The 23507-nt window shown below is 70.6% G+C and carries 21 protein-coding genes; all 21 read right to left on the minus strand.

From position 1 onward, the window contains the following. Window positions 1-66 precede the first annotated feature (66 nt). Entirely contained in the window at window positions 67-1125 is a 1059-nt protein-coding gene (locus FPZ41_RS01940) for a C40 family peptidase (RefSeq protein WP_194235950.1), read from the minus strand. Between the two features lie 148 nt (window positions 1126-1273). Then, window positions 1274-2890 carry an ABC-F family ATP-binding cassette domain-containing protein gene (locus FPZ41_RS01945; RefSeq protein WP_152858385.1) on the minus strand — a complete coding sequence of 539 codons (1617 nt, stop codon included), beginning with the start codon at window positions 2888-2890 and terminating at the stop codon, window positions 1274-1276. 80 nt (window positions 2891-2970) lie between these two features. Further along, the gene (locus FPZ41_RS01950) at window positions 2971-4605 is read right to left on the minus strand and encodes an ABC-F family ATP-binding cassette domain-containing protein (protein WP_152858238.1); all 1635 of its coding nucleotides are present in this window, start codon (window positions 4603-4605) and stop codon (window positions 2971-2973) included. 288 nt (window positions 4606-4893) lie between these two features. Then, entirely contained in the window at window positions 4894-5550 is a 657-nt protein-coding gene (locus FPZ41_RS01955; protein WP_228022356.1) for a helix-turn-helix domain-containing protein, read from the minus strand. 93 nt (window positions 5551-5643) lie between these two features. Beyond that, window positions 5644-6315: a malonic semialdehyde reductase gene (locus tag FPZ41_RS01960; RefSeq protein WP_152858244.1), complete on the minus strand. Its 672-nt coding sequence runs from the start codon at window positions 6313-6315 to the stop codon at window positions 5644-5646. Continuing rightward, window positions 6312-7232 carry a fumarylacetoacetate hydrolase family protein gene (locus tag FPZ41_RS01965; RefSeq protein WP_152858247.1) on the minus strand — a complete coding sequence of 307 codons (921 nt, stop codon included), beginning with the start codon at window positions 7230-7232 and terminating at the stop codon, window positions 6312-6314. Before FPZ41_RS01965 ends, FPZ41_RS01960 begins: the two co-directional genes overlap by 4 nt. Before the next feature lie 77 nt (window positions 7233-7309). Further along, entirely contained in the window at window positions 7310-8263 is a 954-nt protein-coding gene (locus tag FPZ41_RS01970; protein WP_152858250.1) for a VOC family protein, read from the minus strand. A 46-nt stretch (window positions 8264-8309) separates the two neighbouring features. Further along, a complete protein-coding gene (locus tag FPZ41_RS01975) occupies window positions 8310-9302 on the minus strand; it encodes a dihydrodipicolinate synthase family protein (RefSeq protein WP_152858253.1) in 993 nt (330 codons plus the stop codon). Then, window positions 9299-10444, minus strand: a complete 1146-nt coding sequence (locus FPZ41_RS01980) for a cupin domain-containing protein (protein WP_152858256.1) — start codon at window positions 10442-10444, stop codon at window positions 9299-9301. The genes FPZ41_RS01975 and FPZ41_RS01980 overlap by 4 nt, the downstream gene beginning before the upstream one ends. Continuing rightward, window positions 10441-11913, minus strand: a complete 1473-nt coding sequence (locus tag FPZ41_RS01985) for an aldehyde dehydrogenase family protein (protein ID WP_152858258.1) — start codon at window positions 11911-11913, stop codon at window positions 10441-10443. The genes FPZ41_RS01980 and FPZ41_RS01985 overlap by 4 nt, the downstream gene beginning before the upstream one ends. A gap of 72 nt (window positions 11914-11985) precedes the next feature. Further along, window positions 11986-12837 (minus strand): GntR family transcriptional regulator, encoded by an 852-nt coding sequence (locus tag FPZ41_RS01990; protein WP_152858261.1) that lies wholly within the window; start codon window positions 12835-12837, stop codon window positions 11986-11988. After that, window positions 12838-14016, minus strand: a complete 1179-nt coding sequence (locus FPZ41_RS01995) for a CaiB/BaiF CoA transferase family protein (RefSeq protein WP_152858264.1) — start codon at window positions 14014-14016, stop codon at window positions 12838-12840. It lies immediately after the preceding gene. After that, window positions 14003-14452 (minus strand): Zn-ribbon domain-containing OB-fold protein, encoded by a 450-nt coding sequence (locus tag FPZ41_RS02000; protein WP_152858267.1) that lies wholly within the window; start codon window positions 14450-14452, stop codon window positions 14003-14005. Before FPZ41_RS02000 ends, FPZ41_RS01995 begins: the two co-directional genes overlap by 14 nt. Further along, window positions 14449-15651, minus strand: coding sequence for a thiolase family protein (locus tag FPZ41_RS02005; protein ID WP_152858269.1), 1203 nt, complete (start codon window positions 15649-15651; stop codon window positions 14449-14451). The genes FPZ41_RS02000 and FPZ41_RS02005 overlap by 4 nt, the downstream gene beginning before the upstream one ends. A 46-nt stretch (window positions 15652-15697) precedes the next feature. After that, the gene (locus FPZ41_RS02010) at window positions 15698-17104 is read right to left on the minus strand and encodes an amidohydrolase family protein (protein ID WP_194235951.1); all 1407 of its coding nucleotides are present in this window, start codon (window positions 17102-17104) and stop codon (window positions 15698-15700) included. 126 nt (window positions 17105-17230) lie between these two features. Continuing rightward, window positions 17231-18445: a cytochrome P450 gene (locus tag FPZ41_RS02015; RefSeq protein WP_152858275.1), complete on the minus strand. Its 1215-nt coding sequence runs from the start codon at window positions 18443-18445 to the stop codon at window positions 17231-17233. Window positions 18446-18501: 56 nt separating this feature from the next. Continuing rightward, on the minus strand, window positions 18502-19485 hold the full coding sequence (locus FPZ41_RS02020) for a PDR/VanB family oxidoreductase (RefSeq protein ID WP_152858278.1): 984 nt from the start codon (window positions 19483-19485) through the stop codon (window positions 18502-18504). 17 nt (window positions 19486-19502) lie between these two features. Next, a complete protein-coding gene (locus tag FPZ41_RS02025; protein ID WP_322619717.1) occupies window positions 19503-20015 on the minus strand; it encodes an NADPH-dependent FMN reductase in 513 nt (170 codons plus the stop codon). Window positions 20016-20133: 118 nt separating this feature from the next. Then, entirely contained in the window at window positions 20134-20634 is a 501-nt protein-coding gene (locus FPZ41_RS02030) for a flavin reductase family protein (RefSeq protein WP_152858284.1), read from the minus strand. Next, a complete protein-coding gene (locus FPZ41_RS02035) occupies window positions 20634-21953 on the minus strand; it encodes a flavin monoamine oxidase family protein (RefSeq protein ID WP_152858287.1) in 1320 nt (439 codons plus the stop codon). Before FPZ41_RS02035 ends, FPZ41_RS02030 begins: the two co-directional genes overlap by 1 nt. 89 nt (window positions 21954-22042) lie before the next feature. Then, the gene (locus FPZ41_RS02040; protein WP_152858290.1) at window positions 22043-23461 is read right to left on the minus strand and encodes an APC family permease; all 1419 of its coding nucleotides are present in this window, start codon (window positions 23459-23461) and stop codon (window positions 22043-22045) included. Between the last annotated feature and the right edge of the window lie 46 nt (window positions 23462-23507).

Genomic DNA, 23507 nt, shown 5'->3' on the forward strand with positions numbered 1-23507 from the left:
CCGTAGAAGACTCACCAGACACACACCTGTGACCCCATCGGGTGTCGCTGGCAGCCGTACTGCCAACTACGCCGGCCTCACGGCGCTGTGGACGGGCTCCTCCCCAACGGCCGAGATCGGCTCCTCGCGGACGACGCGTCCAGGGGCTGGCGCGTGGATCACCGTCCCGTCACCGGTGAACAGGCCCACGTGGTGGGCGTCGGCGTGGAAGAAGACCAGGTCGCCCGGCAGGAGGCTGGTGAGTGACACCGGTCTCCCGGCAAATGCCTGGTCCTGGGCGGCGCGCGGGAGATCGACGCCGACGGTTCTCCACGCCGCCTGGGTAAGGCTGGAGCAGTCGTACGAGTCGGGGCCGGTCGCACCCCAGACGCAGGGCTTGCCGGTCTGGGCGCGGGCGAAGGCGACCGTCGCCAGGCCTCTGCCACCGGCGGCAGGGACAGGTTCCGGGAGTGGGCTCTCGGCCGGCGCCCCTTCACTGATGGGTGCGTTGACGGTCGGCAGTGTGGCCGGCGGTGCTGCCGGAAGTGTTGCCCCGCCGACGCCCTGCTGCGACAGCGACTCACTCGCCGGGAGAGGGAGGAACTGCGGCTGCTCAGGCGGCGCCGCCACCGCCGCTGTCAACATCGCTGGTGCTGTTGCGGCCGGTGGGGCATCGAGGGCGAGAGCTGGTCCCGCTGTGGTCCCTGCCGGGGCGAGGGGCGACTGAGGTGCGAGTGAGGGTGCGGGTGCAGCCGGCAACTCCGGTATGGAGCGGGAGGATTCCAACTGCCTGGGCGGAACCGCGGGACCGGCCGGCCGACCCTCCGTCAGTTGCGTGGAAGGGGCCATGGGCGGCGGCGGTGGCATCCGGTCGGGCGGCAGGACGGCTCGAACGGTCGGACCCAGTAACGTGCGGCCGGCGTCGAACCACTGCTGGGTGATGGCGTCGACGCCGGCGTCGGAATCCCGGCGCGTCCCCCTGCCGGCCGGCGCGATGCGGTCGAATGACCTTGCGGTCCTGGCGCGGGTCGCGTTGAAGGTCTCGGTGGCGGACTCGGCGTGGTCGTAGAGGCTGTTGACCCGCTGCCTGACCTCGTCACGGCTGGGTTCGCTACCCGCCAGCCCCATGTTTCGCTCCGGCGCCATCGAAACGTTCTCCTCCGCACTCCGCTGTCGGTGCTGTCACCGCTGTTACTGCACCATTGCGGTTGAACAGGCGTATGCCAACCCAACCGAAATTGTGTTTGGACTGTAAAAGTTTAATGGAGTCGTAGCCGCAGTCGCGTTGGCTGCCTCAGCATGGGGCCAGCCGGAGCTCCCGGCCCTGCCAGCGTTTCCTCAGCCACCGGTCGTGACTGGCCACGACGATCGTGCCGGGGCCGGTCCCGAGGGCCTCCTCCAACTCGTCGCACAGCCTGGGCGAGAGATGGTTGGTGGGCTCGTCGAGCAGCAGGAGCGCGGGCGGGTGCGCGACCAGCAGCGCCAGGGCGAGGCGGCGCCGCTGACCGACGGACAGGTGACCGACCGCCTTGTCCAGGTCCGCCTCGTGCATCAGGCCCAGCGAGTCCAACGGGACGGCCTCCGCCCGTTCGGCGCCGAGCGAGAGTTCGTAGGTGTCCCGGACCGTTCGCTCCGGCCGGTCGAACACGCTGTCCTGGGCCAGCAGCCCCACCGTCAGCCCGCGTCGCCGCCGTACTTCGCCCTGTGCGGCGATCCGCCCGGCGAGCACGGTCAGCAGCGTTGATTTTCCTGCCCCGTTGCCCCCTGTGACGAGCAGCCGTTCCGTCGCCGACACGTCGAGATGCCCGACGGCCAGGCGGCCCGGGACCCGGGCGTCGCGCAGGGCCACCAGGGTGCCGTCCGCCGACTCCTTCGCGAGCGCGGCGTGTTGGAAGCGCAGCGGCGCCGGCGGGGCACCGGCCTGTGTGCGCCCCAGTTCCTCCAGCCTGCGGGTGGCGTTGCGCACCCGGCGTGAGATCTGGTTCTGCACCCGGCCGCCGCGGTGGCCGTACCCCATCTTCTCGTTGTCCCTCCGCTCACGGTTCGGGGCGACGACATGGGCGGTGACGGCGGCCGAGTACCGCAGCGCCGCGAGCTCCTGCTGCTCCTCGGCGTACCGCCGCTCCCAGCGTTCCCGTTCGGCGTTCTTCTCCGACAGGTAGGCGCTGTAGTTGCCGCCGTAGCGGACCGGGCCGTCCACGGCCGGGTCGAGGTCGATCAGGTCGGTGCAGACGGCGTCGAGAAAGGCCCGGTCATGGCTGGCCAGCACCACGACGCCGGGCAGGCCGCGCACCTGCTCCTCCAGGAAGGCGGCGGCATCGTCGTCGAGGTGGTTGGTCGGCTCGTCCAGCAGCAGCGCCGAGGGCCGCCGGACCAGCAGGGCGGCCAGCGCGAGCCGGCCGCGCTGGCCGCCGGAGAGCGACCCGAGGGTGCGGTCGTTCGCAAGAGTGCCGAGACCGAGCCCGTCGAGGACGAGCGCGGCCCGCCGGTCGGCGTCCCACGCTTCGCGCTCCTCGGCCCGCTCCAGCCGCCCGCCGTACGCCTCCAGCAACGCGGCGTAGGCGGGGGAGTCCTGCGGGGTACGGGCGAGTTCCTCGGAGAGTCGTTCCAGCTCGACGAGGTCCTCGCGTGCCTCGCGCAGGGCGTCGTCCAGGACGTCGGCGATGGCGGCCTCGGCGTCGAACGGCATCTCCTGGTGGAGGAAGCCCAGGTCGGCCGGGCGCTCGACCCGCCCGGCATCGGGTTCGTCCACCCCGGAGAGCAGACGCAGCAGAGTCGACTTGCCGACGCCGTTCTCCCCGATCAGCCCGATGCGGTGCCCGGGGGAGGCGACGAGGGAGACACCGTCGAGCACCCGCCTGCTGCCGAGGGTGCGGACGAGGTCATGGGCGAGCAGGGGTGGTTGCGGCATGGTGATGCGTCCCATGTGATCGGTGCTCGGCCCGCCGGTGACACACCTCGGCGCGGGCCCGGTCGAAACGTGCCGGCCCTTCACCGCTGAGGTGCCCCCGTCTCGGTGAGCTCGCCGTCGGCCAGCCGCAGCCACCGGCCGACACCGATCTCCGTCAGGAACCGCTCGTCATGGCTCACCACCACGAAAGCCCCCCGGTAGGAGCCCAGCGCACTCTCCAACTGCCCCGCGCTCACCAGGTCCAGGTTGTTCGTCGGCTCGTCAAGGAGCAGCAACTGGGGGGCCGGTTCGGCACACAGGACACAGGCCAGGGACGCCCGGAGCCGCTCGCCGCCGGAGAGGACCCCGACCGGCAGATGCGCCCGCGCACCTCGGAAGAGGAAGCGGGCGAGCAGGTTCATCCGCTCGGCCTCCGGCCGCCTGGGGGCGAACGCGGCGAAGTTCTCCGCGACCGTACGGTTCAGGTCCAGCACGTCCAGCCGCTGCGAGAGGTAGGCGATCCGTCCGTCGGCGCGCTTGATCTCGCCGCTGTCCATCGTCAGGTCACCGTTGATCAGCCGCAGCAGCGTGCTCTTGCCCGCTCCGTTGGCCCCGGTGAGCGCGATGCGTTCCGGCCCCCGGATCGTCAGGTCGACACCCTGACCGGCGAACACGGCCCGCCCGCCGTGCCGGACCTGCATGGCCTCGCCGAGGAAGAGGGTGCGCCCCGCGGGCACGTCGGTGTCCGGAAGGTCCAGCGTGATGCGCTGTTCGTCGCGCAGCGCACGCGCCGCCTCGTCCAGCCGGGCCTTGGCCTCGCCGACCCGAGAGGCGTGCATCTGCCCCGCCCGCCCTGCGGACTCCTGGGCTCCGCGCTTCATGTTGCCGGCGAAGATGCGCGGCAGACCGGCGCTCTTGAGATTGCGGGCGGCGTTCCCTGCCCGGCGCTCGGCGCGTTCACGGGCCTGCTGCATCTCCCGCTTCTCCCGCTTCAGCTCCTGCTCGGCATTGCGGACGTTCTTCTCGGCAACGTCCTGCTCGGCCCGCACCGCATCCTCGTACTCGGTGAAGTTGCCGCCGTAGAAACGCGTTTCATCGCTGCCGAGTTCGGCGATGCGCTCCATACGGTCGAGCAGGGCCCGGTCATGGCTGACGAGCAGCAGGCAGCCGTTGAAGTCCTCCAGCACGTCATAGAGCTTGTGGCGCGCGTCGAGATCGAGGTTGTTGGTGGGCTCGTCGAGCAGCAGCACGTCGGGCCGCTTCAGCAGTTGGGCCGCGAGTCCGAGGGAGACGACCTGACCGCCGCTGAGCGTGCTCAGACTGCGGTCCAGGGTGAGGTCGGTCAGGCCGAGGCGGTCGAGCTGGGCGCGGGTGCGTTCCTCGATGTCCCAGTCGTCGCCGATGGTCGTGAAGTGTTTCTCGTCGACGTCGCCGGACTCCACGGCGTCGATGGCCCGGATCACGGCGGCGACGCCCAGTACCTCGGCCACCGTGAGTTCGCCGGTGAGGGGGAGGCTCTGGGGGAGATGGCCGAGGGTGCCGACCACCGAGACGGACCCGGCGCCGGGCCGGAGCTCGCCGGCGATCAGCTTGAGCAGGGTGCTCTTGCCGGAGCCGTTCGGAGCCACCAGTCCCGTACGACCGGTGCTCACGGTCAGCGACAGGTCCTGGAAGACGGGTGTGTCGTCGGGCCAGGTGAAGGAGACGTTCGAGCAGACGATGGCAGCATCGGACATGGGGTGACCTCGTGTGATGGAAGGGGGCAGGAAGAGACGTCTGCCCCGGGCAGAGTGGGAGAGGGAACGACGGCGAGGCCACTTCGGCAGTGCTCTTCTGCACCTGCCGGTGGCCGCTCACATCCGGGTATCACCCGCAGATGTCGTCGTCACCCACCATGTCTGCCGCTCCTCGGTACACGATTACGTCCGCCGTAGCCTAGCAGCAGCTTCGCGGGCGGGGCCTGCCGCCCGCGAGGGCTGTTGAGGCCGGCCGGCAGTCCGCGGGCGGCGGGACCGTGTGACTGCTCAGCTCGGGCTGTGGTCGCCGTACGCGGTGACGGACAGGAAGCGGATCGGGAGTTCCACCAGTTCCTGGGGGCCGTGGGTGCCCTCGCCGTCGAGCTGGAGGGCGTCGCCGGGGCGCATGGTGTAGCCGGCCTCGCCGTGTCCGTACACCATCTCGCCCTCCAGCATGTAGATCAGCTCGGTGCCGGGGTGCTGGAAGAGGGGGAAGACCTCACTGGATTCGGTAAGAGTCACCAGGACGGCTTCCATGCGCTTGTGCGGTCCGCGCAGGGCGCCGAGGAGCTCGTAGACGTGCCCCACGCGGCTGCCGCGACGCGCGATACGCGCACCCTGTCCGGCCTGGACGTATACCGCTTCACGTTCGGTGTCGACGCCGCGGAACAGTGCCGAGACCGGGATGCCGAGCCCGGTCGCGAGGCGTCCGAGCGTGGTGAGGCTGCACGACGTCTGAGCGTTCTCGATCTTGGAGAGCATGGCTTTGGAAATGCCGACGCGCGTGGCCATTTCCGCCACCGACAGGCCCGCCGCGGTGCGGTACTCGCGCACCTGCCGGGCGATGACGGATTCGAGTTCCAGCTTGCGGGCCGCCTCACCGGGGTCCACCTCGCGGTCCGGCAAGGCGGCGGCACGGGCATGCAGTTCCGGATCCATGGCCATGACAGCCATTCTGCCCCACTGGACGTCGTCTCCTGCCAGGAGACGACCCGAGCCGGGCGGGGCCCCTCATGCGGGGCGGGTCCGCCCGAGCACTCAGGCCCAGCCCACGACCTCGCCGACCGGCAGGCGGGGCAGGCGCGGCCGGTACGCCTCCGCCCCCGGGTAGCCCAGATTCACCAGGAGCAGCGCGCTGACGTGGTCCGTGTGGTCCGTGACGAGGAACTCCCGGGTGACGGCTGCGGAGTCGAAGCCGGCCATCGGACCCGCCGACAGGCCGACGGCCCGGGCGGCCAGCAGAAAGTACCCGATCTGCAGGGCGGTATTGAAACGGGCGTGATCGTCACGGTGCGGGCGTCCGCGGGCCTCGAAGACCTCGCGCAGGCCCTCGTGCACGGGGAACAGCTCCGGAAGACGGTCGTGGAAACGCAGATCGGCGGCCAGGACGGACGTCACCGGTGCTTGGCGCGTCTTCTCCCGATTCCCCTCGTCGACCAGGGGAAGCAGCCGTTGTTTCCCTCCCGGGGAGCGCACGTGCACGATGCGCAGCGGCTGGCTGTTCAGGGCCGTCGGCGGCCATTGGGCCAGGTTCCACAGGTCGACGAGCAGCTCGTCGGGCACTGGCCGCCCGGAGAAGGTGCGGACGGTCCGTGCGTCCTGGAAGAGCAGCCGGCGCCCTGCGGCGTCCAGGCCGTCGTGGTCTTGGAGGCCTTCGAGCGGAACCGGGGAGGGCGGGCCGCTGCCGGGTGAGGAGAGGTGCGTGGTCATGGGTTCTCCGGCGAGAGGTTCGGCTTGCGGTGTCTGACGGGGTTGTGGAGCGGAGCGAGCCCTGTGATCTCGACCCGTACCTCGTCGCCCGCCGTCAGCTGCTCGCCACGGGACTGCCCCACGCCGGCCGGGGTGCCCGTGGCGATCACATCTCCGGGTTCCAGGGTCCAGCCGGAGCTCGCCGCCGCGACGAGCCCGGCGACGCCCGTGATGAGGTTCCCGGTGCTCGCCTCCTGCTTCAGCACGCCGTTGACCAGGCACCTGATGGTGAGGTCGCCGGGGTCCGGCACCTGCCAGGCCGGGGTGACCGCGCCGAGTGGGCAGAAGGTGTCGAGCCCCTTGGAGCCCAGCCAGTCCCAGGTGAACGGGGCCGCGAGGGCAACCTCGCGGCGGAGCAGGCCGCGCGCGGTGATGTCGTTGAAGCAGGCGTAGCCGGCCACGTGGCCCAGCGCCTCGTGCGCGGGTATGTCACGGCCGCCGCGGCCGATCACCACTGCCAGTTCGGCCTCCCAGTCGACGCGCAGAGCGGGATCCTCGGGGATGAGGACCGGCTCGCCGTCGCCGACCATGGTCGTGGTCGGCGGGACGGTGAAGAAGTACGGCCGCGTACCTTCCGGAATCTCCCGCACGCCCATCTCCGCCACGTGGTCGCGGTAGTTCGCGCCGACACACAGCAGTTTGCGCGGATGGCACACCGAGAGGGTCTCCGCCACGTCCGCCGGTTCGAGCTCGTCCGGCTCCAGGTCGTGCAGTACCGGGGCCACGGTGTCCCAGTCGTCCAGCACCTCCAGGAGCCCGGGGTACTTCCGCAGGACGTCCGGGATGACGTACCGGCCGTCCGGGCGGCGGATCGCCGCCACCCGGGAGCCGCGCACGGCCCCCCGGGTCTCGCAGGTCGTGAGGCTCCAACTCCCCATGTTCTTCAGTCCGTTCTGTGAGGTCGTGGGAACCCGACCGGATGACGGCCGGGTTCCGGGGATGCCGGTGTCGGTCCTCAGCGCTTGATCATGCCGGGCGGGATCGGGCCCCACATGTTCATGGCGGCGATGTCCGCCTCCCAGGTGGTGGGGCACATGGGGAAGTGCTCGTGCCACGGCCGGGGCTCGTAGTAGCCCTTCTCCTCGTCGAGCATCACGTCCAGTTGCGTGAACAGCTCGATGTGGTTGCCGTCGGGGTCCTCGTGGTACGTGAAGATGTTGTGGCCCACGGCATGCCGCCCCGGTCCCCAGTACAACCGGTAGTCGTGCCTGGCCAGGTTGTCGATCATCGTCTGGAGATGCGTGAGGTCCCTTGCCTCGTAGGCGATGTGGTGCATGCCGGACATCGTGTCGCTCTGCATGAAGTTCGCCGCGTGGTGGTCGGCGTTGCAGCGCAGGAAGACGAAGAAGTCGCCGATCGAGTCGGACCAGCGGAACCCCATCGCGTCCTCGTAGAACGAGCGCATGTTGCCCGTCGAGGTGGTGTACGCGGCGACGTGTCCGAGTTTGCTGGGACGGTGGTCGAAGGTGGGTTCCACCCCGCTCGGCTGCTGGTCCTCGTACAGGTGCAGGGTGGCGCCCGTCTCGGGCTCCGTCAGCACCAGTACGTCGGGTGTGCCCGGACCCGTGTCGGTGCGCCGCTCGCCGTGGATCCCGGCATCCTTGAGCCGGCGCTGGGCGTCGTCGAGGTTCTCCCGGATCTCGTAGCCGACGATGGACCGACCTCGGGCGACCTCGGCCTTGTCGATGATCACGCAGTGGTGATCGGCGCCGGTGGTGAGGAAGGCCTGCTGGGGCGAGTCGTCGACCAGGGCGAAGCCCAGCACCTTCGTGTAGTACTCCATCAGCCGGGCCACGTCCGGCGTCTCGAAGGAGACATAGCCGAGGCGCGAGACCCGGACGGGGGAGTCGTGCGGCTTCGGCGGGGACGCCGTCGCCGTGTCCTCGGTGTGCTCCGTGCTGCTGCTCATGAGTCCACTCCTGATTGCTGTGCGTACGGGCGGTGCGTGGGGTTCGTCAGGCGGCGCTGTCGGCTCCGCCGTAGCGGCGGTGGAGGTCGGCCCATCTCCGGCCGGCCTCGCGGCCGCCCTCCAGGTGGGACTCCGGGCAGCTGGTGTACGGCGGTCGCACCGGGCCGGGCGTGAAGTAGCCGGACGCCTCGAACTCCGCCCGGTCGATCTGGATGTTGTACTTGGAGAACTCCTCGAAGCTCCCGTCCGGGAACAGGGGCCCCAGGGCGTGGGCGATGTCGGCCTGGATGCGCGTGGCCTCGTCCCAGTCCCGGGTCAGGACGGCGTCGCGCAGCCGCAGCACCGGAGCCGGACCGCAGGCGACGTCGCCGCTCCAGCAGGCCACGATCTCGTCGGGGAAGCGATGTGCCGTCGTGGCCCAGTCCTCGGCGATGGGGAGGAGCCGTATCCGCCCCTCGACCGCTTCCAGATCGGTGACGAACCGTTCTCCCATGAGGCCGAGGCCCATGTGCTTGGCCGCCACGATCTGCGGGATCCGGGCCAGTTGGGTGTACACCCCGGGGGAGATCTTCCCCTTGAACGCGCTCGGATTGTCGTAGGCGACCTGGGAGAGGCCGGGGAGCGCCTCGGCGACCGCGCGGTGGTACTCCACGATCTGGGTGTCGTCCAGGGCGACCCACATGGGTCTGCCGAGGAAGAGACCGTCGGCGCCGAGTCCGGCGAGCCTGCGCGCGCGACCGATGGTGTCACGGGTGTTGAGGGTCGTCGCGCCGGCGAAGACGGGCACCCGGCCACGGACGGTGCGGACGACGGTGTCGTTGAACGCCAGTACCTCGTCGAGCGTCAGAGAGGCGCCCTCGCCGAACGTGCCGTTGGTCAGGATGACGTCGACGCCGGCCTCGACCAGGGCGTTCGTCAGCCGTTCCGTCTCCGCGAGATCGACGGTGTCCGCCGCGTCCCAGCGGTCGGACCCGGGCAGCGCCGGAGTGGGCAGGATCGCGACGACACCGCGGATGTCGTCCACCGAGTACCTGGTCATCGGACTTCCTCGGGTTCGAGCATCGCGTCGGTGCGGTGGACGGGGTGGTGTGGCAGCCCCGGGACGGGCGGCGCCGGGTGGGCGCCGACGGTGGGCACGGGCTCCTCGTAGAACAGCCCCATCGCGGTGATCGCCGGGATGTCGTGCACGGAGAAGACGCGGAGCACGTCGTCGGAGTCGTTGATCAGGCGGTGCCAGGCGTAGTTGGGGATGGCGAAGGTGTCACCGGGGGTGATCTCCAGCACCTCGTCGCCGACCTCGACCCGGCCGCGGCCGGAGATCACGAAGCCGACGCTGCTGGAGGTGCGGCGGTGGCGCAGGCCCTCGAATCCGGGGACGAACTGCTGGACCCAGCAGTCCATCGTGGTCATGGTCGGTCCCCCGGTGACGGGATTGGCGTAGCGCAGCGCGAGGCCGTCGTACGGGTTGCCGGCCGTGTCGCCGTAGGAGTCGAGGATCCCGGTCACGTCCGCCCACGCGTAGCGGATGGGGAGGCGGCCGAGGCGGGGACGTTCCCAGGCCGGGCGCAGGGCCTTGGCGCGCAGCCCCTGGGATTCCGCCGCGCAGGGGCGCTGGGGCTGGCTCGCCTCGCCGAACGGCTCGTAGAACGCCTGGTTGAGACTGAGCGTCAGACCGAGGTCCAGCACGTCCAGCCACACGACCTCCTCGTCGGTCGGGTTGTGGTGGTCGTGCCAGGAGAACCGCGGGGTGATGAGAAGGTCGAACCGGTCCATGGTGAGGGGCTCGCCGTCCACCACCGTGAAGGCCTCCGGATTGCCCTCGATGACGAACCGCAGCGCGGACATGGTGTGCCGGTGCGACCAGCAGACCTCGCGTGCACGCATGATCTGGATGCCCGCGGCCAGGGTGTGCGTCGAGCCGGGGGGACCCTGGGTGATGCCGGGGTTGAGGAAGGTGAGGTTGCAGCGTCCGACACCGGCCGGGCCGAGGACGTCGGAGGCCTCGGCGAGACGCGCGCGAGTCGTCTTCCACGGCCACACATGGGCGTCACCACGTGGCGTGGGGCCGCCGACCGCCGCGTCCAGCAGCGGCTCGAACGACCACTGGCCGATCAGGTTGTCCTGGCGGATGGAGTCGTCGTACTTCTTCAGAGCCTCGTCGCCCCGCTGGGTGCCGGTCATGCCTGCTGCTCCCCGAAGTTGATGTGGACGTTCTTGATCTGCGTGTAGGAGAGGAGCTCGTCCAGCTCCTCCTCCCGGCCCAGGCCGCTGTCCTTGACGCCGCCGTAGGGCGCGCCGGGGATGTGCCGGGACACCTCGTTGATCCACACGTAGCCCGCGTCGACGGCCTCGGCGAAGCGGTGGGCGGTGGCGAGGTCGGAGGTGAAGACACTCGCGGTCAGACCGAAGCGGGTGCCGTTCGCCATGGAGACCGCCTCCTCCTCGTCCCGGAACCGCAGGGCGGCCAGGACGGGGCCGAAGATCTCCTCCTGGGCGAGGCGCGAGCCGGGGTCCACGTCGGCGAAGAGTGTGGGCCGTACGAACAGGCCCGCGGCGAGTGCATTGTCGGTGACACGTTCACCACCGACGCACAGCCGGGCGCCCTCGTCGCGGCCGATCTGCACGTACCGCAGCACCTTCCGCAACTGCTGGGTGTTGACGATGGCTCCCGTGTCGGCCGTGGGGTCCTCGGGCAGGCCGGGACGGAGGGCGGAGATCCGCTCGGCCAGGCGTTCCACGAAGGCGTCGTACACGTCCGTATGGATCAGGACGCGCGACAGGGAGCCGCAGGACTGTCCCTGCCAGGTGAAGTTCATGCCCCGCACGGCCGCGTCCACGACGACGTCCAGGTCGGCGTCCGGGAACACGACGAGGGGGTTCTTGCCGCCGAGTTCGAGCGTCACGGTCTTCACCGCCGCCTCGGCGGCGCGGCGTTGGATGGCCAGACCGGTGGCGACCGAACCGGTGAAGGCCAGCCGCCGCACGCCGGGGTGGGCGACCAGGGCGTCTCCGGCGTCGGAGCCCCAGCCCGTCACCACGTTGAGGACACCCGGGGGAAGGATCTCGGCCGCGAGTTCGGCCAGGCGCAGTGTGGACAGGCTGGTGTGCTCGCTCGGTTTGAGCACGACGGTGTTGCCCGCTATGAGGGGCGCCGCGATCTTGCCTGCGGCGAACATGAAGGGGTGGTTGAAGGGGACGATGCGCCCGACAACCCCGTAGGGGGAGCGTGTGGTGTAGGTGAGGGTTCCGGGGGAGCCGGGGAGCGTGGTTCCTCGCGCTTGGAGGGCCAGGCCCGCGAAGTAGCGGAGCCAGGACACCGTGGCCCCCACGTCGCGCCGCATCTCACGCAGGAGGCTGCCGTTGTCCGCGGTGTCCAGACGGGCGAATTCCTCGGCGTGTTCGGTGATCGCCGAGGCCAACTGCCCGACGAGGACGGCGCGTTGTGTGGCTTCAGCGCGGCGCCAGCCCGGCGCGGCGCGTTGTGCGGCCGTGACCGCGAGGTCGACGTCCGTGCGGGTGCCCGCCGGGAACGAGCCGATGATCTGTCCCGTGGCGGGGTTCGTGGCTTCGATCACCGCGCGGTCGGAGGCCGGTCGGAGTTCGCCGCCGATGAGCATGGCGTAGTCGGTTCGGGTGGAGAGGGTCGTCATCGCCGTCCCCTGGTGATGGTCGGAGTTCTGGGTGTGTGTGCGTTGTCGGGCCGTGAGCCCGCGTGGGCCGTCCTATGGGGTGAGGGCCTGGTCGTGAGCGTGAGACCGGGACGGCGCGGTACCTGCCGCCTCGGTGGACCCACCGCCCGCCACGAACGCGACGGCCGCGCGAGTGGCCGTCGGCTCGAACGTCGGCACGGTGTCGTTGAGCAACCGGACAGCGGCCCAGGCGAGATGGCGTGCGGTGCGTGCGATGGCCGCCTCGTGGTCCCGGGCGGCCACCAGTTCGTGGATGCGCCGATGGTCCTGCCCGATACGGGCCTGTGCCGGAACACCGTTCTGTGCCAGTCGGCGCACATGGCGCTCACCGTGCTCGGCGCCCGCGACGAGCCGGGCCTGAAGGAGGGCGGGGGCGTTGCTGGTGAAGGATCGGTGGAAGCGGTGGTGCGCACGGTGCCATCGCGCACTGACACCCGGTTCAGGGTCGGCTTCCATGTCCAGCAGCGCGTGGTACGCGCTCTCCAGATCGGCCCTGCCGAGCAGCGGAAGGGACAGCCGCATGGCCAGCGCTTCCAGAAGAACACGTGAGCCACAGGCCGCGTCCACGTCCCACGGGTCGAACTGCGCGATCCTGTACCGACGATGCGGCTGGGCCTCGATCAGCCCTTCTTCCCGGAGCAGCCGGATGGCCCCGCGCAGCGGACCACGGCTCACCCCCGTGAACCCTGCCAGCTCGGCCCGGGAGAAGTCCCGGTCCGTGGGCAGGGCGCCGGAGTCGATGAGCGCGCGAAGCCGCAGGTGTGCGTCTTCCATGGCCCGACGGGGATCGTGCCGTTCGAACTGCTCCACGGCATCGGACCCGGCGGTCATCCCGGCCGCACCCTGCCAGTCGATCACCAGGTTCAGCCAGCTGTAGTCCAGCACCTAGATCGCCCCGGCTTCGCGGAGTTCGTCGATCGTGCCCTCGTCGTAGCCGAGCAGGTCGCGGTAGACCTCGGTGGTGTGCTCGCCCACGGCCGGCCCGGCGTGGTCGATGCTCGCCGGGGTCTGGCTGAACCTGATCCACGGCGCCAGCAGCTGGAGCTTGCCGGCCTCGTCGTGTTCGACGTCGACGAAGGCCTGACGGGCGACGATGTGCTCGTCCTCCAGCACCTGGCCGATCGACAGAACCGGCCCGGCAGGCACCTTCTGGGCGCGGAGGATGTCGAAGAGCTCACGGGCCGTGAACTGCTTCATCCACTCGCCGACCGTGCGCTGGAGCAGCTTCAGGTTCTCCCGGCGCTTCGCGGCCGTGGCGAACCTCGGATCGTCGATCGCCTCGGGATGCCCGAGCGCGGAGGAGTACCTCTTGAACAGGTCGTCCGTCAGGTCGGGCAGATGGGTGGCCACATGGCCGTCCTTCGCCTCCATGTACGCTCCGGCGGGCCCCATGCCCTCGAAGTGCTCGTGGAAGGCGCTGACCATGAAGCCCATGAGGGCCTCCTGCATCGACACCTCGATCTTCTGCCCCTGCCCGGTCTGCGCCCGGTGGTAGAGGGCGGCGCAGATCCCCAGGGCCATGGAGACGCCGGCGGCCTCGTCGCCCGGCCCGAACACCTGCGTGCCCGGCGCGCCGGAGAGCCGCCACGACGAATCCGCCCAGCCGCTCACGGCCATGGCGATCGTCGCGAAGGACCGCAGATCGGCGTACGGGCCACTCTCGCCGTAGCCCTTCGACGACGCGTAGATGATCCCGGGATTGTGTTCCTTGAGGGCCTCGTAGCCGAAGCCGAGGCGGTCCATGACGCCCGTGGAGAAGTTCTCCACGACGACGTCGGAGCGGCGCACGAGGTCCAGGAAGACCTCACGGCCGCGCTCGTTCTTGAGGTTCAGCGTGACGCATTTCTTGTTGGCGTTCACGACCAGGAACTCGTATCCGTCGTGGTCGGCGTCCACCGGCATCCAGGCGTGCCGGAAACGGTCGGGGCTCTCCCGCTGTTCGACCTTGATGACCTCGGCACCCATGTGGGCGAGGAGCATCGTCGCGAAGGGGCCGTTCAGGACGTGGGAGAGGTCGAGTACGCGGACTCCGTTCAGGGGTCCGGGGGTGTCAGTCGAGGACACGGTGCGCCTCCTGCGGCTCGTCTCGGATGGTGAAGGTGGGGAGTGTCAGTCCGTCGCGTACGCGGGTGAAGCGGACGGAGACGGGAGTGCCGACCGCCGCCGTACGCCACTCGCCCGGCTGGAGCTGGGAGGTGAGGACCATCTCCCCGTCGGTGCCGTCGAGTTCGACATGGACGATGGCGAGGGGTGTCTCGTCGGCGAACGCGGGGTCCAGGACCCGGTGGACGACGACGAAGCCGACGATCCGGCCCGTACCGCCGAGCCGTTCCCAGACGGGGTCCATGGCATGGCAGTGCGGGCAGTGGTCTCGCGGGGGCCAGCGCCAGGCGGAGCACGTGCCGCACCGCTGACCGACCAGTTCCTCACGAGCGCAGGCCTCCCAGAAGCCGGCGCTGTCGGTGTCCACGGCCGGGGCCGGCCGTGCCGGGGCGGTCACGCGGCCCGTCCCAGGATCAGGGCGCTGTCGCCGGACTCACTGGCCACGAGGGCGAGTTGGGGATCACGGACCTGTCGGCAGCGCCGACGGTCGTAGTCGTGCGCCCCGGTGCAGTGGTCGTCGGCGACGCCGTCCTCCCGGAGCTGCTGGACCGCCTCGACGACATGGCCGAGGCCCGCCAGGTTTCCCTCGGACAGATGCCCTCCGTGGGTGTTGACCGGGATACGCCCGTCCAGGGACAGCTCACCGGCCCGGATCCGGTCCGCGGACTCTCCGGCCGGCGTCAGCCCGAACTGCTCGATGTGCAGCAAGGCCATGCCGGTGAACGGGTCGTAGAGCTGGGCGACGTCGATGTCGTCGGCTGTCACCCCGGCCTTCGCGTACAGGGTGCGCGCGGCGATCCGGGCGTTGAGCTCCCAGTGGTTCCGGCCAGTCCTGGCCTTCACCGGGGCCGCGAGCGTGCCGCCCTCCATCGCGCGGATGGTGAGCGGGGACTGACGCAGCCGCCGGGCGTCCTCGGCGGAGGAGACGACCACCGCCATGGCGCCGTCGTTCCAGATGCTGCAGTCCAGGCGCCGGAACGGATGGATGATCCACGGCGACTCCTGGTGGTCCCGCACCGAGATGGGCTCGGTCATCAGAGCCTTGCGGTTGAGCCCCGCGTTCGTCCGCTGCTGCACGGCCAGCGGCGCGAAGTCCGCGTTGTCGACGCCGTAGTGCCGCATGTACGCCGTCACGTGCGGCCCGTACAGGGTCGCCGCGTGCGTGGCGCCGAACGGCTCGCTCCACTGCCGCTGTCCCGACGGCCAGGCATCCAGGCCCTCGAACGGGAAGGGCTCCGAGCGCGAGTTGGAGGCGCGGTAGACCAGCACGTGGCGGCACATCCCCGAGTACACCGCCATGGCAGCGGCGGCGATCGCCGAGCATGCCCAGGCACCGCCCCCGCTGTCGCAGTACGACATGTGACATGACGTCAGACCCAGGCTGTTGGCCACTTCGTACGGTGCCGGGGTGTCCCGTCGGCCCCAGTAGAAGGTGACCAGGCCGTCGATGTCCGTGGGGTCGAGGCCCGCGTCCGCGATGGCCTTGAGGCCCGCTTCGGTGGCGAGCGACAGCACGGTGCGGCCGCTGCGCTTCGTGATGTCCGTGCAGCCTGTGCCCGTGATGGCGGTGCGATCCCTGATCGCGTGGTCGCCCATGTCCGAAACCTCCTTGTTTCTCGGGCGGCTGGGGAGATACGCGGGCTCAGCTCGCGAGGTTGTTGGCGATCCACTGGGGGAACGCGGCGATCACCTCGGGGGGCGGCGGGACCTTGGAGGCGGCCAGATGGGCCATGCGATCCTGGATCTCGCGTGAGGAGTCGTCGAGCCGCCGCAGGAGACGGTCCAGGTCGACGCCGACGAGCCGGCCGTCCCGCTTCACGGCCCGGCCCGCGACCAGCACGGTGTCGATGAGCCCAGGACTGACGTGGAACACGAGCTGGGCCACCGGGTCGTTCACGGGGCGGATGCCGAGGTGGTGTCCGCCGACCACGATGAGGTCGGCCTGCTTGCCCGGGGTGAGGCTGCCGACGTGGTCGCCGAGGCCGAGGGCGTCGGCACCGTTGACCGTCGCCCATTCGAGTGCGTCGGCCGTCGTCGGCGACACCTGGTACACGTCGGCGCCCTCGCGGTTTAGAGGCTCCGCCTCGACCCAGCGCGTGTACGCCAGCGCCTGCCGTGTCGGCGTGAGGACGTCACCGCTGTTGAGCGAGACGATGTCCGCACCGATCGTGGGCTTGAGGCCGTGCCGGAGCACGTCGTTGACCGCCAACTTGCCTGCGCCCATGTTCAGTTCGCTCTCGGGCGTCGTCGACACCTTCACCCCGGCCTCGGCCGCGAGCTTCCAGTCCGCCTCGCGCAGGGTGTTGGCGTGCACGAGGACCAACCGGGGGTCGAGCACTCCGGCCGCGTGCAGTTCCGCGAGCCCTGAAGGGTTGGACCAGAGCGCGCCGATGTGCGCGGTGGAGATCGCCCCGTGCTCGTCGGCGAGCCGCTTCTGCGTCCTGTTCAGCGAGATCGGCGCCATCCCGATCTCCGACAGCGCGGCGCCCAGCGTCACCAGGCCGTCCGAGGAGGAGAAGCGCTCGGCGGCGATGCGGGCGAAGTCGGCCTGCCGGTCGTGGTCGGGCGGGCCGAAGACGTTGGCCTGTCCCAGGCCGTACGCGAACACCGCCCGGATCCCGGCCTCGTGCAGCGCGTCGACCGCGGCGTCGGCGTGCTCCGGGGTGTTGGTGATGTGCGCGTAGTCGAGGAGGGTCGTCACTCCGCCATTCAGAGCCTCCAGAGCTCCCACGAGTGTGCCCAGCCGTGCGTCCTGGGCGGAGTAGGAGGGCGTGGCATCCGCCCAGAAGCCCTGGATGTACTGCTGCAGCGACATGTCGCCGCAGCAGCCGCGCATCTGGGTCTGCCAGGTGTGGCGATGGGTGTCCACGGTTCCGGGGGCGACGATTCCGCCCTCGGAGTCGATGACCTCGGCGTCGCCGACGCCCAGATCCTGGCCGACGGCGGCGATGACGCCGTCCTCGATCAGCACCTCGCCGTCGCGGATGACCCCGAGGCCGGGATCGGCGGTGACGACATGGCCCCGGACGAGGATGCGGTGTGCGGTCATGAGCTTCATCTCCTTTGTGCGCTGAGGGGGTTCGTAGAAAAGTGCGGTGCTGGTGCGGACTGGTCGGGGCCTGCTTCAGTGCCCTCGGTCGGTCCAGTCCTGAAGGCCGGGGGGCCGGTCGGCGTGTCAGACCGCTGTGTGGACACGGACCGGCAGGGACGCCCAGGAACGCAGCGTGTTGTTGAGGTGCCGGCGGGGGCGGCCGATGAGCTCGATCCGTTCGACGCGGCGGGCCAGCGCGCTGAGCAGGACCTCGGCCTCCAGGCGCGCGACGTGCTGACCGACGCACTGGTGGAGGCCCATGCCGAAGCCGACATGGCCGGACGGATCGCGGCCGAGGTCGAAACGGTCGGGGTCGTGCCAGCGGGCCGGGTCCCGGTTGGCGGCACCCAGGAACATCAGGATCTTCGAGCCTTCCGGGACGAGGACACCGGCGATGCGTACATCGGTCGTCGCCGTACGGAAGAACGTCTGCACCGGGGACTGCCAGCGCACCGCCTCGTCGAAGGCGACCCGCGCCAACTCGGGTCGTTCCCGGAGCCGTTGCCACTGTTCGGGGTGGGTGGCGAAGGCGAACAGCGCGGCGGCCAGGCCGTGGACGGTGGTGTCGACTCCCGCCGTCAGCAGGGAACGCACGACCAGAGGTGCCTGTTCGTGGGTGAGGTCGCCCCGGTCGGCGGCCGCCCAGATCCGTGCCCCGATCCCGTCCTCGCGCAGCGCCTCGCGGGCGCACTGGGCGTTCACCCAGGCCGACAACTCGCCGACCCGGTGCGCGTCGGCCTCCACGAGGTCGTTGACCGGCCCGAAGGCGTTGAAGGCCATGTTGCCGTAGGGGAGCAGGTTCTCCCGCCCGTCGGGGCCGAGGCCCACCGCGTCGGGAAAGACCCGCAGCGGGAAGGCCCCCGCCAGTTCCGTGAAGGCGTCGAACTCCGTTTCCGCGCACACCACGTCCCCGACGAGCGACTCGGCTGCCGCGGTCCACTGCTCGCGCAGCCGGCGCAGAGCGGGTGGGGCGAGCAGTTCGCGCAGTACGCGGCGCGGGGCGTCGTGCCGGGGTGGATCGGCCTCCAGTAGCAGGCTCGGCGGGCGCCACGGCTTCTCGTGACGGAAGTTGGCCAGCCCGACACCCGATCCCGACTCGAAGCGCTGCCAGTCGGTCAGCGCGGCGTGCACCTCCTCATGGCGGGCCATGGCGTGGACGCCGTAGCGGGTCAGGTACACCACGGGACCGGCCGCGCGAAGAGCGCGGTGCAGGGGTTCGGGATGCTCCAGGGCGTCGGGGGCGAACGGGTCCGCGTCACTGACGGGTGGCCCGACAGGGCGCTGCGGGGCCTCGGTCATGGCGGCTCCTCGGCTGGTGAGAGGTGGGGGAGGGGGTGGTCAGAGGTCCGGAGGGCTCAGAGATCGAGGACCAGACGGTCACCGCACGAGCGGGACACGCACGGCAACATGCAGTCGCCCACGGTGCGTTCGTGGTCCGCGAGTACCGAGTCGCGGTGCTCCGGGGCGCCCTCCAGAACAGGCGTCAGACAGGTGCCGCAGGTCCCCTGCTCGCACGAGGACAGCACGTCCGCCCCGGCAAGGCGCACCGCCTCCAGCACGGACATGTCCGGAGTGACGGTGACGGTCCGCCCCGTGCGCCGGAGCTCCACCTGGAACGGGGTGGCCCGTACCGGCGCGGCCGCAGCCGCGGTGAACCTCTCGGTGCGCAGCGTGTACGGAGGCCAGGAGGCGCAGGCGGCCTCCACGGCGGCCAGCAGCGGCCCGGGACCGCAGCAGTACACCTTGGTGTCCGGACGCGGGGTGCCCAGCCAGGAGTCCAGGTCGAGCAGGCCCAGCTCGTCCTGCGGGACGAGGTGCACGCGGTCTCCGTACGTCCGCGTCAGCTCCTCACGGAACGCCATCGACGCGCGCGTACGGCCGCCGTAGAGCAACTGCCAGTCCGCGCCGAGCAGTTCGGCTTGGTGGACCATCGGCAGCAGCGGGGTGATGCCGATGCCGCCCGCGACGAACAGATACCTCTGGGAGGGTACGAGGGGAAAGTGGTTGCGCGGTGCGCCGACGCCGACCCGGTCACCGGTCCTCAACTCGTCGTGCACGTACGTCGATCCACCGCGACCGGAGGCCTCGCGCAGCACCGCGATCCGGTACGTGTGAGCGTCCCACCGGTCGCCGCACAGCGAGTACTGCCGGACCGTTCCCTCAGGCAGCACCAGGTCGATGTGGGAGCCCGGGGTCCAGTCCGGGAGCCTGGCGCCGTCGGAGTGTTCCAGAGTCAGCGCGACCACACCGTCGGCCACCTGTTCCCTGGCGCGGATCCGCAGCGTGACGGCGCCCGTACGGAGACCGGTGCCCGTGCCCGTCGTGCTGGTCGTGACCATCACGCCTCTCCTGTCCGTCAGTGCTTCAGGTTGACCAGTGCGCGGACCACGGGAGCCCAGCGTTCGACGTAGGCGTCGAGGGCGGGGTCGTCCGAGAAGGTGGAGTCGCGCAGATAGAGGCCGGGGACGGCACAGGTGCCGCCGAGTTCGGTCAGGACCGGCCTGAGGGTGAGCTCGGGGGCGAGCGCGTGGGCGGGGCCGGCACCGAGCATGAGCGGGACGGCGACCACGCCCCGCAGACCGGTACCGCCCGCGAACTGGTCGAGGAAGAGCTTGAGCAACCCCGTGTACGTGGCCTTGAACGTGGGGCTGGCGAACACGACAAGCGAAGAGGACTGGACGGTCTTCACGGCCGCGGCGACGGACTCGTCCCCCCAGCCGAGCAGGCCTGGACCGAGCTCGATCAGGTCGAAGGTGTGGTCGGCTCCACTGCCGGGAGCGCGGCCGCCGAGCTTCTCGGCGAGCAGTGTCGCCGCGGCGAGGGTGCGTGAGGCGGGCTTGGGATTCCCGACGACGACGGTGACGGTCACGGGTTCCTCCTTCGGGAGGTTCGGTGCGGGTGGGAGTGCCGGGGGACCGCGGCCCTGCCCGGGGCGAGCACCCCGGACGACCCCGGGCAGGGAGTCCGGTGAGGGGGCCGCATGCCCCTCAGGCCGCCGGAACGGCGAGGGAGCGGAAGCCGCTCGCGTGGAAGACGAGCGGCGGGACGCCGGGATACACCCGCATCGCCTCGACCTTCAGCAGGACGAGGTCGTGGTCGCCGGCCGGCAGGATCTGGTGGATCGAGCAGTCCAGCCAGGCCGCCGCCTCGTCCAGCAGGACGGCGCCGTCCCCCGTCGTGGTCACGGACACGCCCGCGAAGCGGTCCCCCGACTTCGAGGCGAGCTGACGGCATGCGGTGCCCTGGGTGTCGGCGAGCACGGACAGGCCGATCCGTTCGCGGTCGGCGAGCAGGGGCCAGGTGGTGGAGGTGTGCTGGACACACACCGAGACCAGCGGCGGATCCAGGGACACCGGTACGAACGTGCTTGCGGCGAAGCCCACCGGGGCGCCGTCGCGCAGCGCACACACGGCGGTCACGCCGGTCGGGAACGTGCCGTATGCCGCCCGCAGTTCGGCAGGGTCACAGGGGTTGGGCGCGGTCAGCATCAGTGGTTCTCCTTGAGTTCGTCGAGGATCTGCCGGGCGGCCCGGCGGCCGCTCTCCAGGGCGCCGTCGATGTAGCCGGCCCACCCGTGGGCGTAGTCGCTGCCGGCGAGCCGTACCCGGCCCTCGGGGCGCTGCAGTTCCTCCAGTTCGGTCGAGAGATGACCGGTGCGGGGCATGGCCCAGGTCTCCCCGGACAGGGGGTCCGCCGTCCAGTCGTGGGCGTCGACGGCGGTGATCTCGATGTCGGGCCGCCACCGGTGCACGGCCTGTTGGACCGCGCCGGCGTCCGTGACGTCGAGCCCCGCGGAGTGCGGCCCGAAGCCGAGCAGGATCGTGTCGTCGTCCAGCTCGTACTCGGTGCCGACCATGGTGAGGGGGTGGTCGTCCGGGGCGAAGGCGATGAACGGCTTGATGCGGCCACGGGCGCGCATCCACACCTTGACGCCGTTCGACACCTGACCTCGCCCGGCCGCGGCCTGCTTTCCGGGGGACAGGGCGGGGTGGAAGCCGATGGAGCCGAGCACGTTCAGCGGCAGGGTGACGATCGCGTGGAGCGCCGTGACGCGTTCGCCGTCGCTGGTGACGACCTCGACGCCGGTCTCGCTCGTGTGCACCGCGGTCACGGTGGTGGACAGGCGCACGGTGGCGGTGGAGCCGCGGTGCACGGCTTCCAGCAGGCGGCCGGTGCCGCCTGCGACGGTGTAGGCCCGGTTGGCCTCACTCACCATCCGCCAGTCGCCGGCGCAGAGTGCGGAGAGCCGGAGGGCCTGGGCCCAGGAACCGTCCTCGGGGGACCCGTTGAAGGACAGGGCCCACCGGCTGCGGGCCAACTCGACCTGGGAGGACGTCAGTCCGAGGCCCGTCAGCCGGTCGGTGATGGACAGACGGTCGGCCGCCACGGCCTCGGCCGTCATGGGAAAGAGCCGGTGCGGCATCGGAAAGGCGGTCTGGGCGCCCTCGGCGAGCGCGGCCATGCCGGGCACGACCAGCTCGGAGTACGCCTCGACGGAGGAGCGGTGCACCTCGCCGTCGCCGATCCAGTAGACCTCGTCCACACCGGGGGAGGGTTCGAGTTCCAGGCCGTGCGCGACCATCTCCGACCACAGGTGCGGCTGCAGCCAGTGCACGAAGGTCCCGCCGAGTTCGAGCGGACGGCCCAGAGGACTGTCCCGGTACCAGGTTCGCCCGCCGAGCCGGTCACGCGCCTCCAACAGGATGACGTCAACGCCCACGCGGCTCAGATCCCGCGCTGCGACGACGCCGGCGAAGCCTCCGCCGACGATCACGACGTCCGTGTCGGGCGTGTGGTTGTCGTTCAACGTGCTTCCTTTCGGTCAGGGCCCCGCGGGTGCCACGGAGCGCTGGAGTCGCGGCGTCCGCGGGGTGGGTGGCACTTGCTGCCTCGGGTTCAGAGGTGTTCGTCAGCGGGGGTCTGCCGTCGCCGCCGGATGACCGTCGCGACGCCCCAGAGGACCGCGATCGATGCCAGCGTGATCCACGGAAGCTCGGTCATCGTGGCGCCGGAGTCCTGGTCGGCCAGCGAGAAGACCGCCACTCCCGTTGTGGCGGTGGCACTGATCAGCGAGACGATGCCGAACGCGACGTCCCGGCGGCGTACGGCGTCGGTGACGCCGGCGATTGCGATGAGGATGTACGCCGTGAACCAGGAGTAGGAGACCAGCACGGCCGCCGAGAGGAAGATCGTGAAGATCGGGCGGTGGCCGACCAGCAGGAAGGAGGCGAGGATGCCGGCGGCGAGCAGTCCGAGGAAGAGCATGGCCCGCGCCGGGACCTGGTGCTTGTGGTCGACATGAGCCAGACCGCGGGGGAGCAGCCCGTCCTTGGCGGCGGTGGCCACGACCCGGCCCGCCTCGTTGAGATAGACCAGCACCACGGCGAGCAGCGTCACGAACATCAGCGCGTCCAGGACAGACCCCAGAGCCGACACACCGCCGACGGTGGCCAGCACGGAGAGCGGGGAGCTGCCCGCCAGAAGGTCGTCGGAGTGGGTCATCATGATCGGGATGGTGAGGGCCACACCGCTGACGGAGACGACGCCGAGGACGACGACGACCGTCACGAGCAGCCGGGGGATGGTGCGCCGCGGGTCCGCGGTCTCCATGGCCAGGGCGGTGAAGCCCTCGAAGCCGCCGTAGATGCCGAACCCGAGGATCACGGTCTGCGCGAAGGAGCCGGCGGAGAAGCCGTCCAGCGCCAGCTGCGGACCGAGGTCGATGCCGTGCCGCGCGATCGCACAACCCATGATGACGAGAACGAAGGGCAGGCTCGCCCAGCCCAGGACGACGGCGGCGTTGACCGAGAGCGAGATGCCGCGCCAGGTCAGCACGACCGCCGCGCCGAGCACGATGGTGCCGATCAGCGCCTGCAATGTGCCGCCACTGGCCTGCACTCCGATGTCGCGCAGGAAGCTGAAGAGGAAGACGAGCGACACGGTGACGGTCAGGACCAGGGCGGCGACGTACCCGACGAGCAGCGCGGCCCCGGTGAGGGCACCCGCACGGGGGCCCACCTCAAGATTGACGTACGACATCAGGGAGCCGGTCGCGAGGTGGCGGCGGGCGAAGCGGACGACGATGACCGCGATCAGCAGAGCCATCAGCGAGCCGATGGCCATGGCGAGCCAGGAGCTCCAGCCGGCGAGCAGGGACATCTTGCCGCCCTCGCCGCTCATGACACTGGGGAGGGCGAGCCCGGAGAGGGCGAAGAAGAGCGCCTTGCGGGGCGAGATGACGCCGGTGCGCAACTGTGACTGTGCGGGGGCGGGTGGTTCGGCGGACAGGGGTGAGCTGATGTCGGGCTGGGCCATCGTGGACCTTCCGCAGGGGAATGAGGGTGAGTGCGGCAGGACAACG

The organism is Streptomyces acidicola (assembly GCF_009377235.1).
Classification (GTDB): Bacteria; Actinomycetota; Actinomycetes; order Streptomycetales; family Streptomycetaceae; genus Streptomyces; species Streptomyces acidicola.

What these genes read in the sequence shown, in the direction of transcription:
- FPZ41_RS01955 (WP_228022356.1), bottom strand. Translation starts at nt 5,550, where the DNA reads ATGGCCATGGATCCGGAACTGCATGCCCGTGCCGCCGCCTTGCCGGAC.
- FPZ41_RS02020 (WP_152858278.1), bottom strand. Translation starts at nt 19,485, where the DNA reads ATGGTCACGACCAGCACGACGGGCACGGGCACCGGTCTCCGTACGGGC.
- FPZ41_RS01960 (WP_152858244.1), bottom strand. Translation starts at nt 6,315, where the DNA reads ATGACCACGCACCTCTCCTCACCCGGCAGCGGCCCGCCCTCCCCGGTT.
- FPZ41_RS01945 (WP_152858385.1), bottom strand. Translation starts at nt 2,890, where the DNA reads ATGCCGCAACCACCCCTGCTCGCCCATGACCTCGTCCGCACCCTCGGC.
- FPZ41_RS02005 (WP_152858269.1), bottom strand. Translation starts at nt 15,651, where the DNA reads ATGGGCGACCACGCGATCAGGGATCGCACCGCCATCACGGGCACAGGC.
- FPZ41_RS01975 (WP_152858253.1), bottom strand. Translation starts at nt 9,302, where the DNA reads ATGACCAGGTACTCGGTGGACGACATCCGCGGTGTCGTCGCGATCCTG.
- FPZ41_RS01965 (WP_152858247.1), bottom strand. Translation starts at nt 7,232, where the DNA reads ATGGGGAGTTGGAGCCTCACGACCTGCGAGACCCGGGGGGCCGTGCGC.
- FPZ41_RS02015 (WP_152858275.1), bottom strand. Translation starts at nt 18,445, where the DNA reads ATGACCGAGGCCCCGCAGCGCCCTGTCGGGCCACCCGTCAGTGACGCG.
- FPZ41_RS01970 (WP_152858250.1), bottom strand. Translation starts at nt 8,263, where the DNA reads ATGAGCAGCAGCACGGAGCACACCGAGGACACGGCGACGGCGTCCCCG.
- FPZ41_RS02030 (WP_152858284.1), bottom strand. Translation starts at nt 20,634, where the DNA reads ATGCTGACCGCGCCCAACCCCTGTGACCCTGCCGAACTGCGGGCGGCA.
- FPZ41_RS02010 (WP_194235951.1), bottom strand. Translation starts at nt 17,104, where the DNA reads ATGACCGCACACCGCATCCTCGTCCGGGGCCATGTCGTCACCGCCGAT.
- FPZ41_RS02040 (WP_152858290.1), bottom strand. Translation starts at nt 23,461, where the DNA reads ATGGCCCAGCCCGACATCAGCTCACCCCTGTCCGCCGAACCACCCGCC.
- FPZ41_RS01940 (WP_194235950.1), bottom strand. Translation starts at nt 1,125, where the DNA reads ATGGCGCCGGAGCGAAACATGGGGCTGGCGGGTAGCGAACCCAGCCGT.
- FPZ41_RS01950 (WP_152858238.1), bottom strand. Translation starts at nt 4,605, where the DNA reads ATGTCCGATGCTGCCATCGTCTGCTCGAACGTCTCCTTCACCTGGCCC.
- FPZ41_RS01980 (WP_152858256.1), bottom strand. Translation starts at nt 10,444, where the DNA reads ATGACCGGCACCCAGCGGGGCGACGAGGCTCTGAAGAAGTACGACGAC.
- FPZ41_RS01985 (WP_152858258.1), bottom strand. Translation starts at nt 11,913, where the DNA reads ATGACGACCCTCTCCACCCGAACCGACTACGCCATGCTCATCGGCGGC.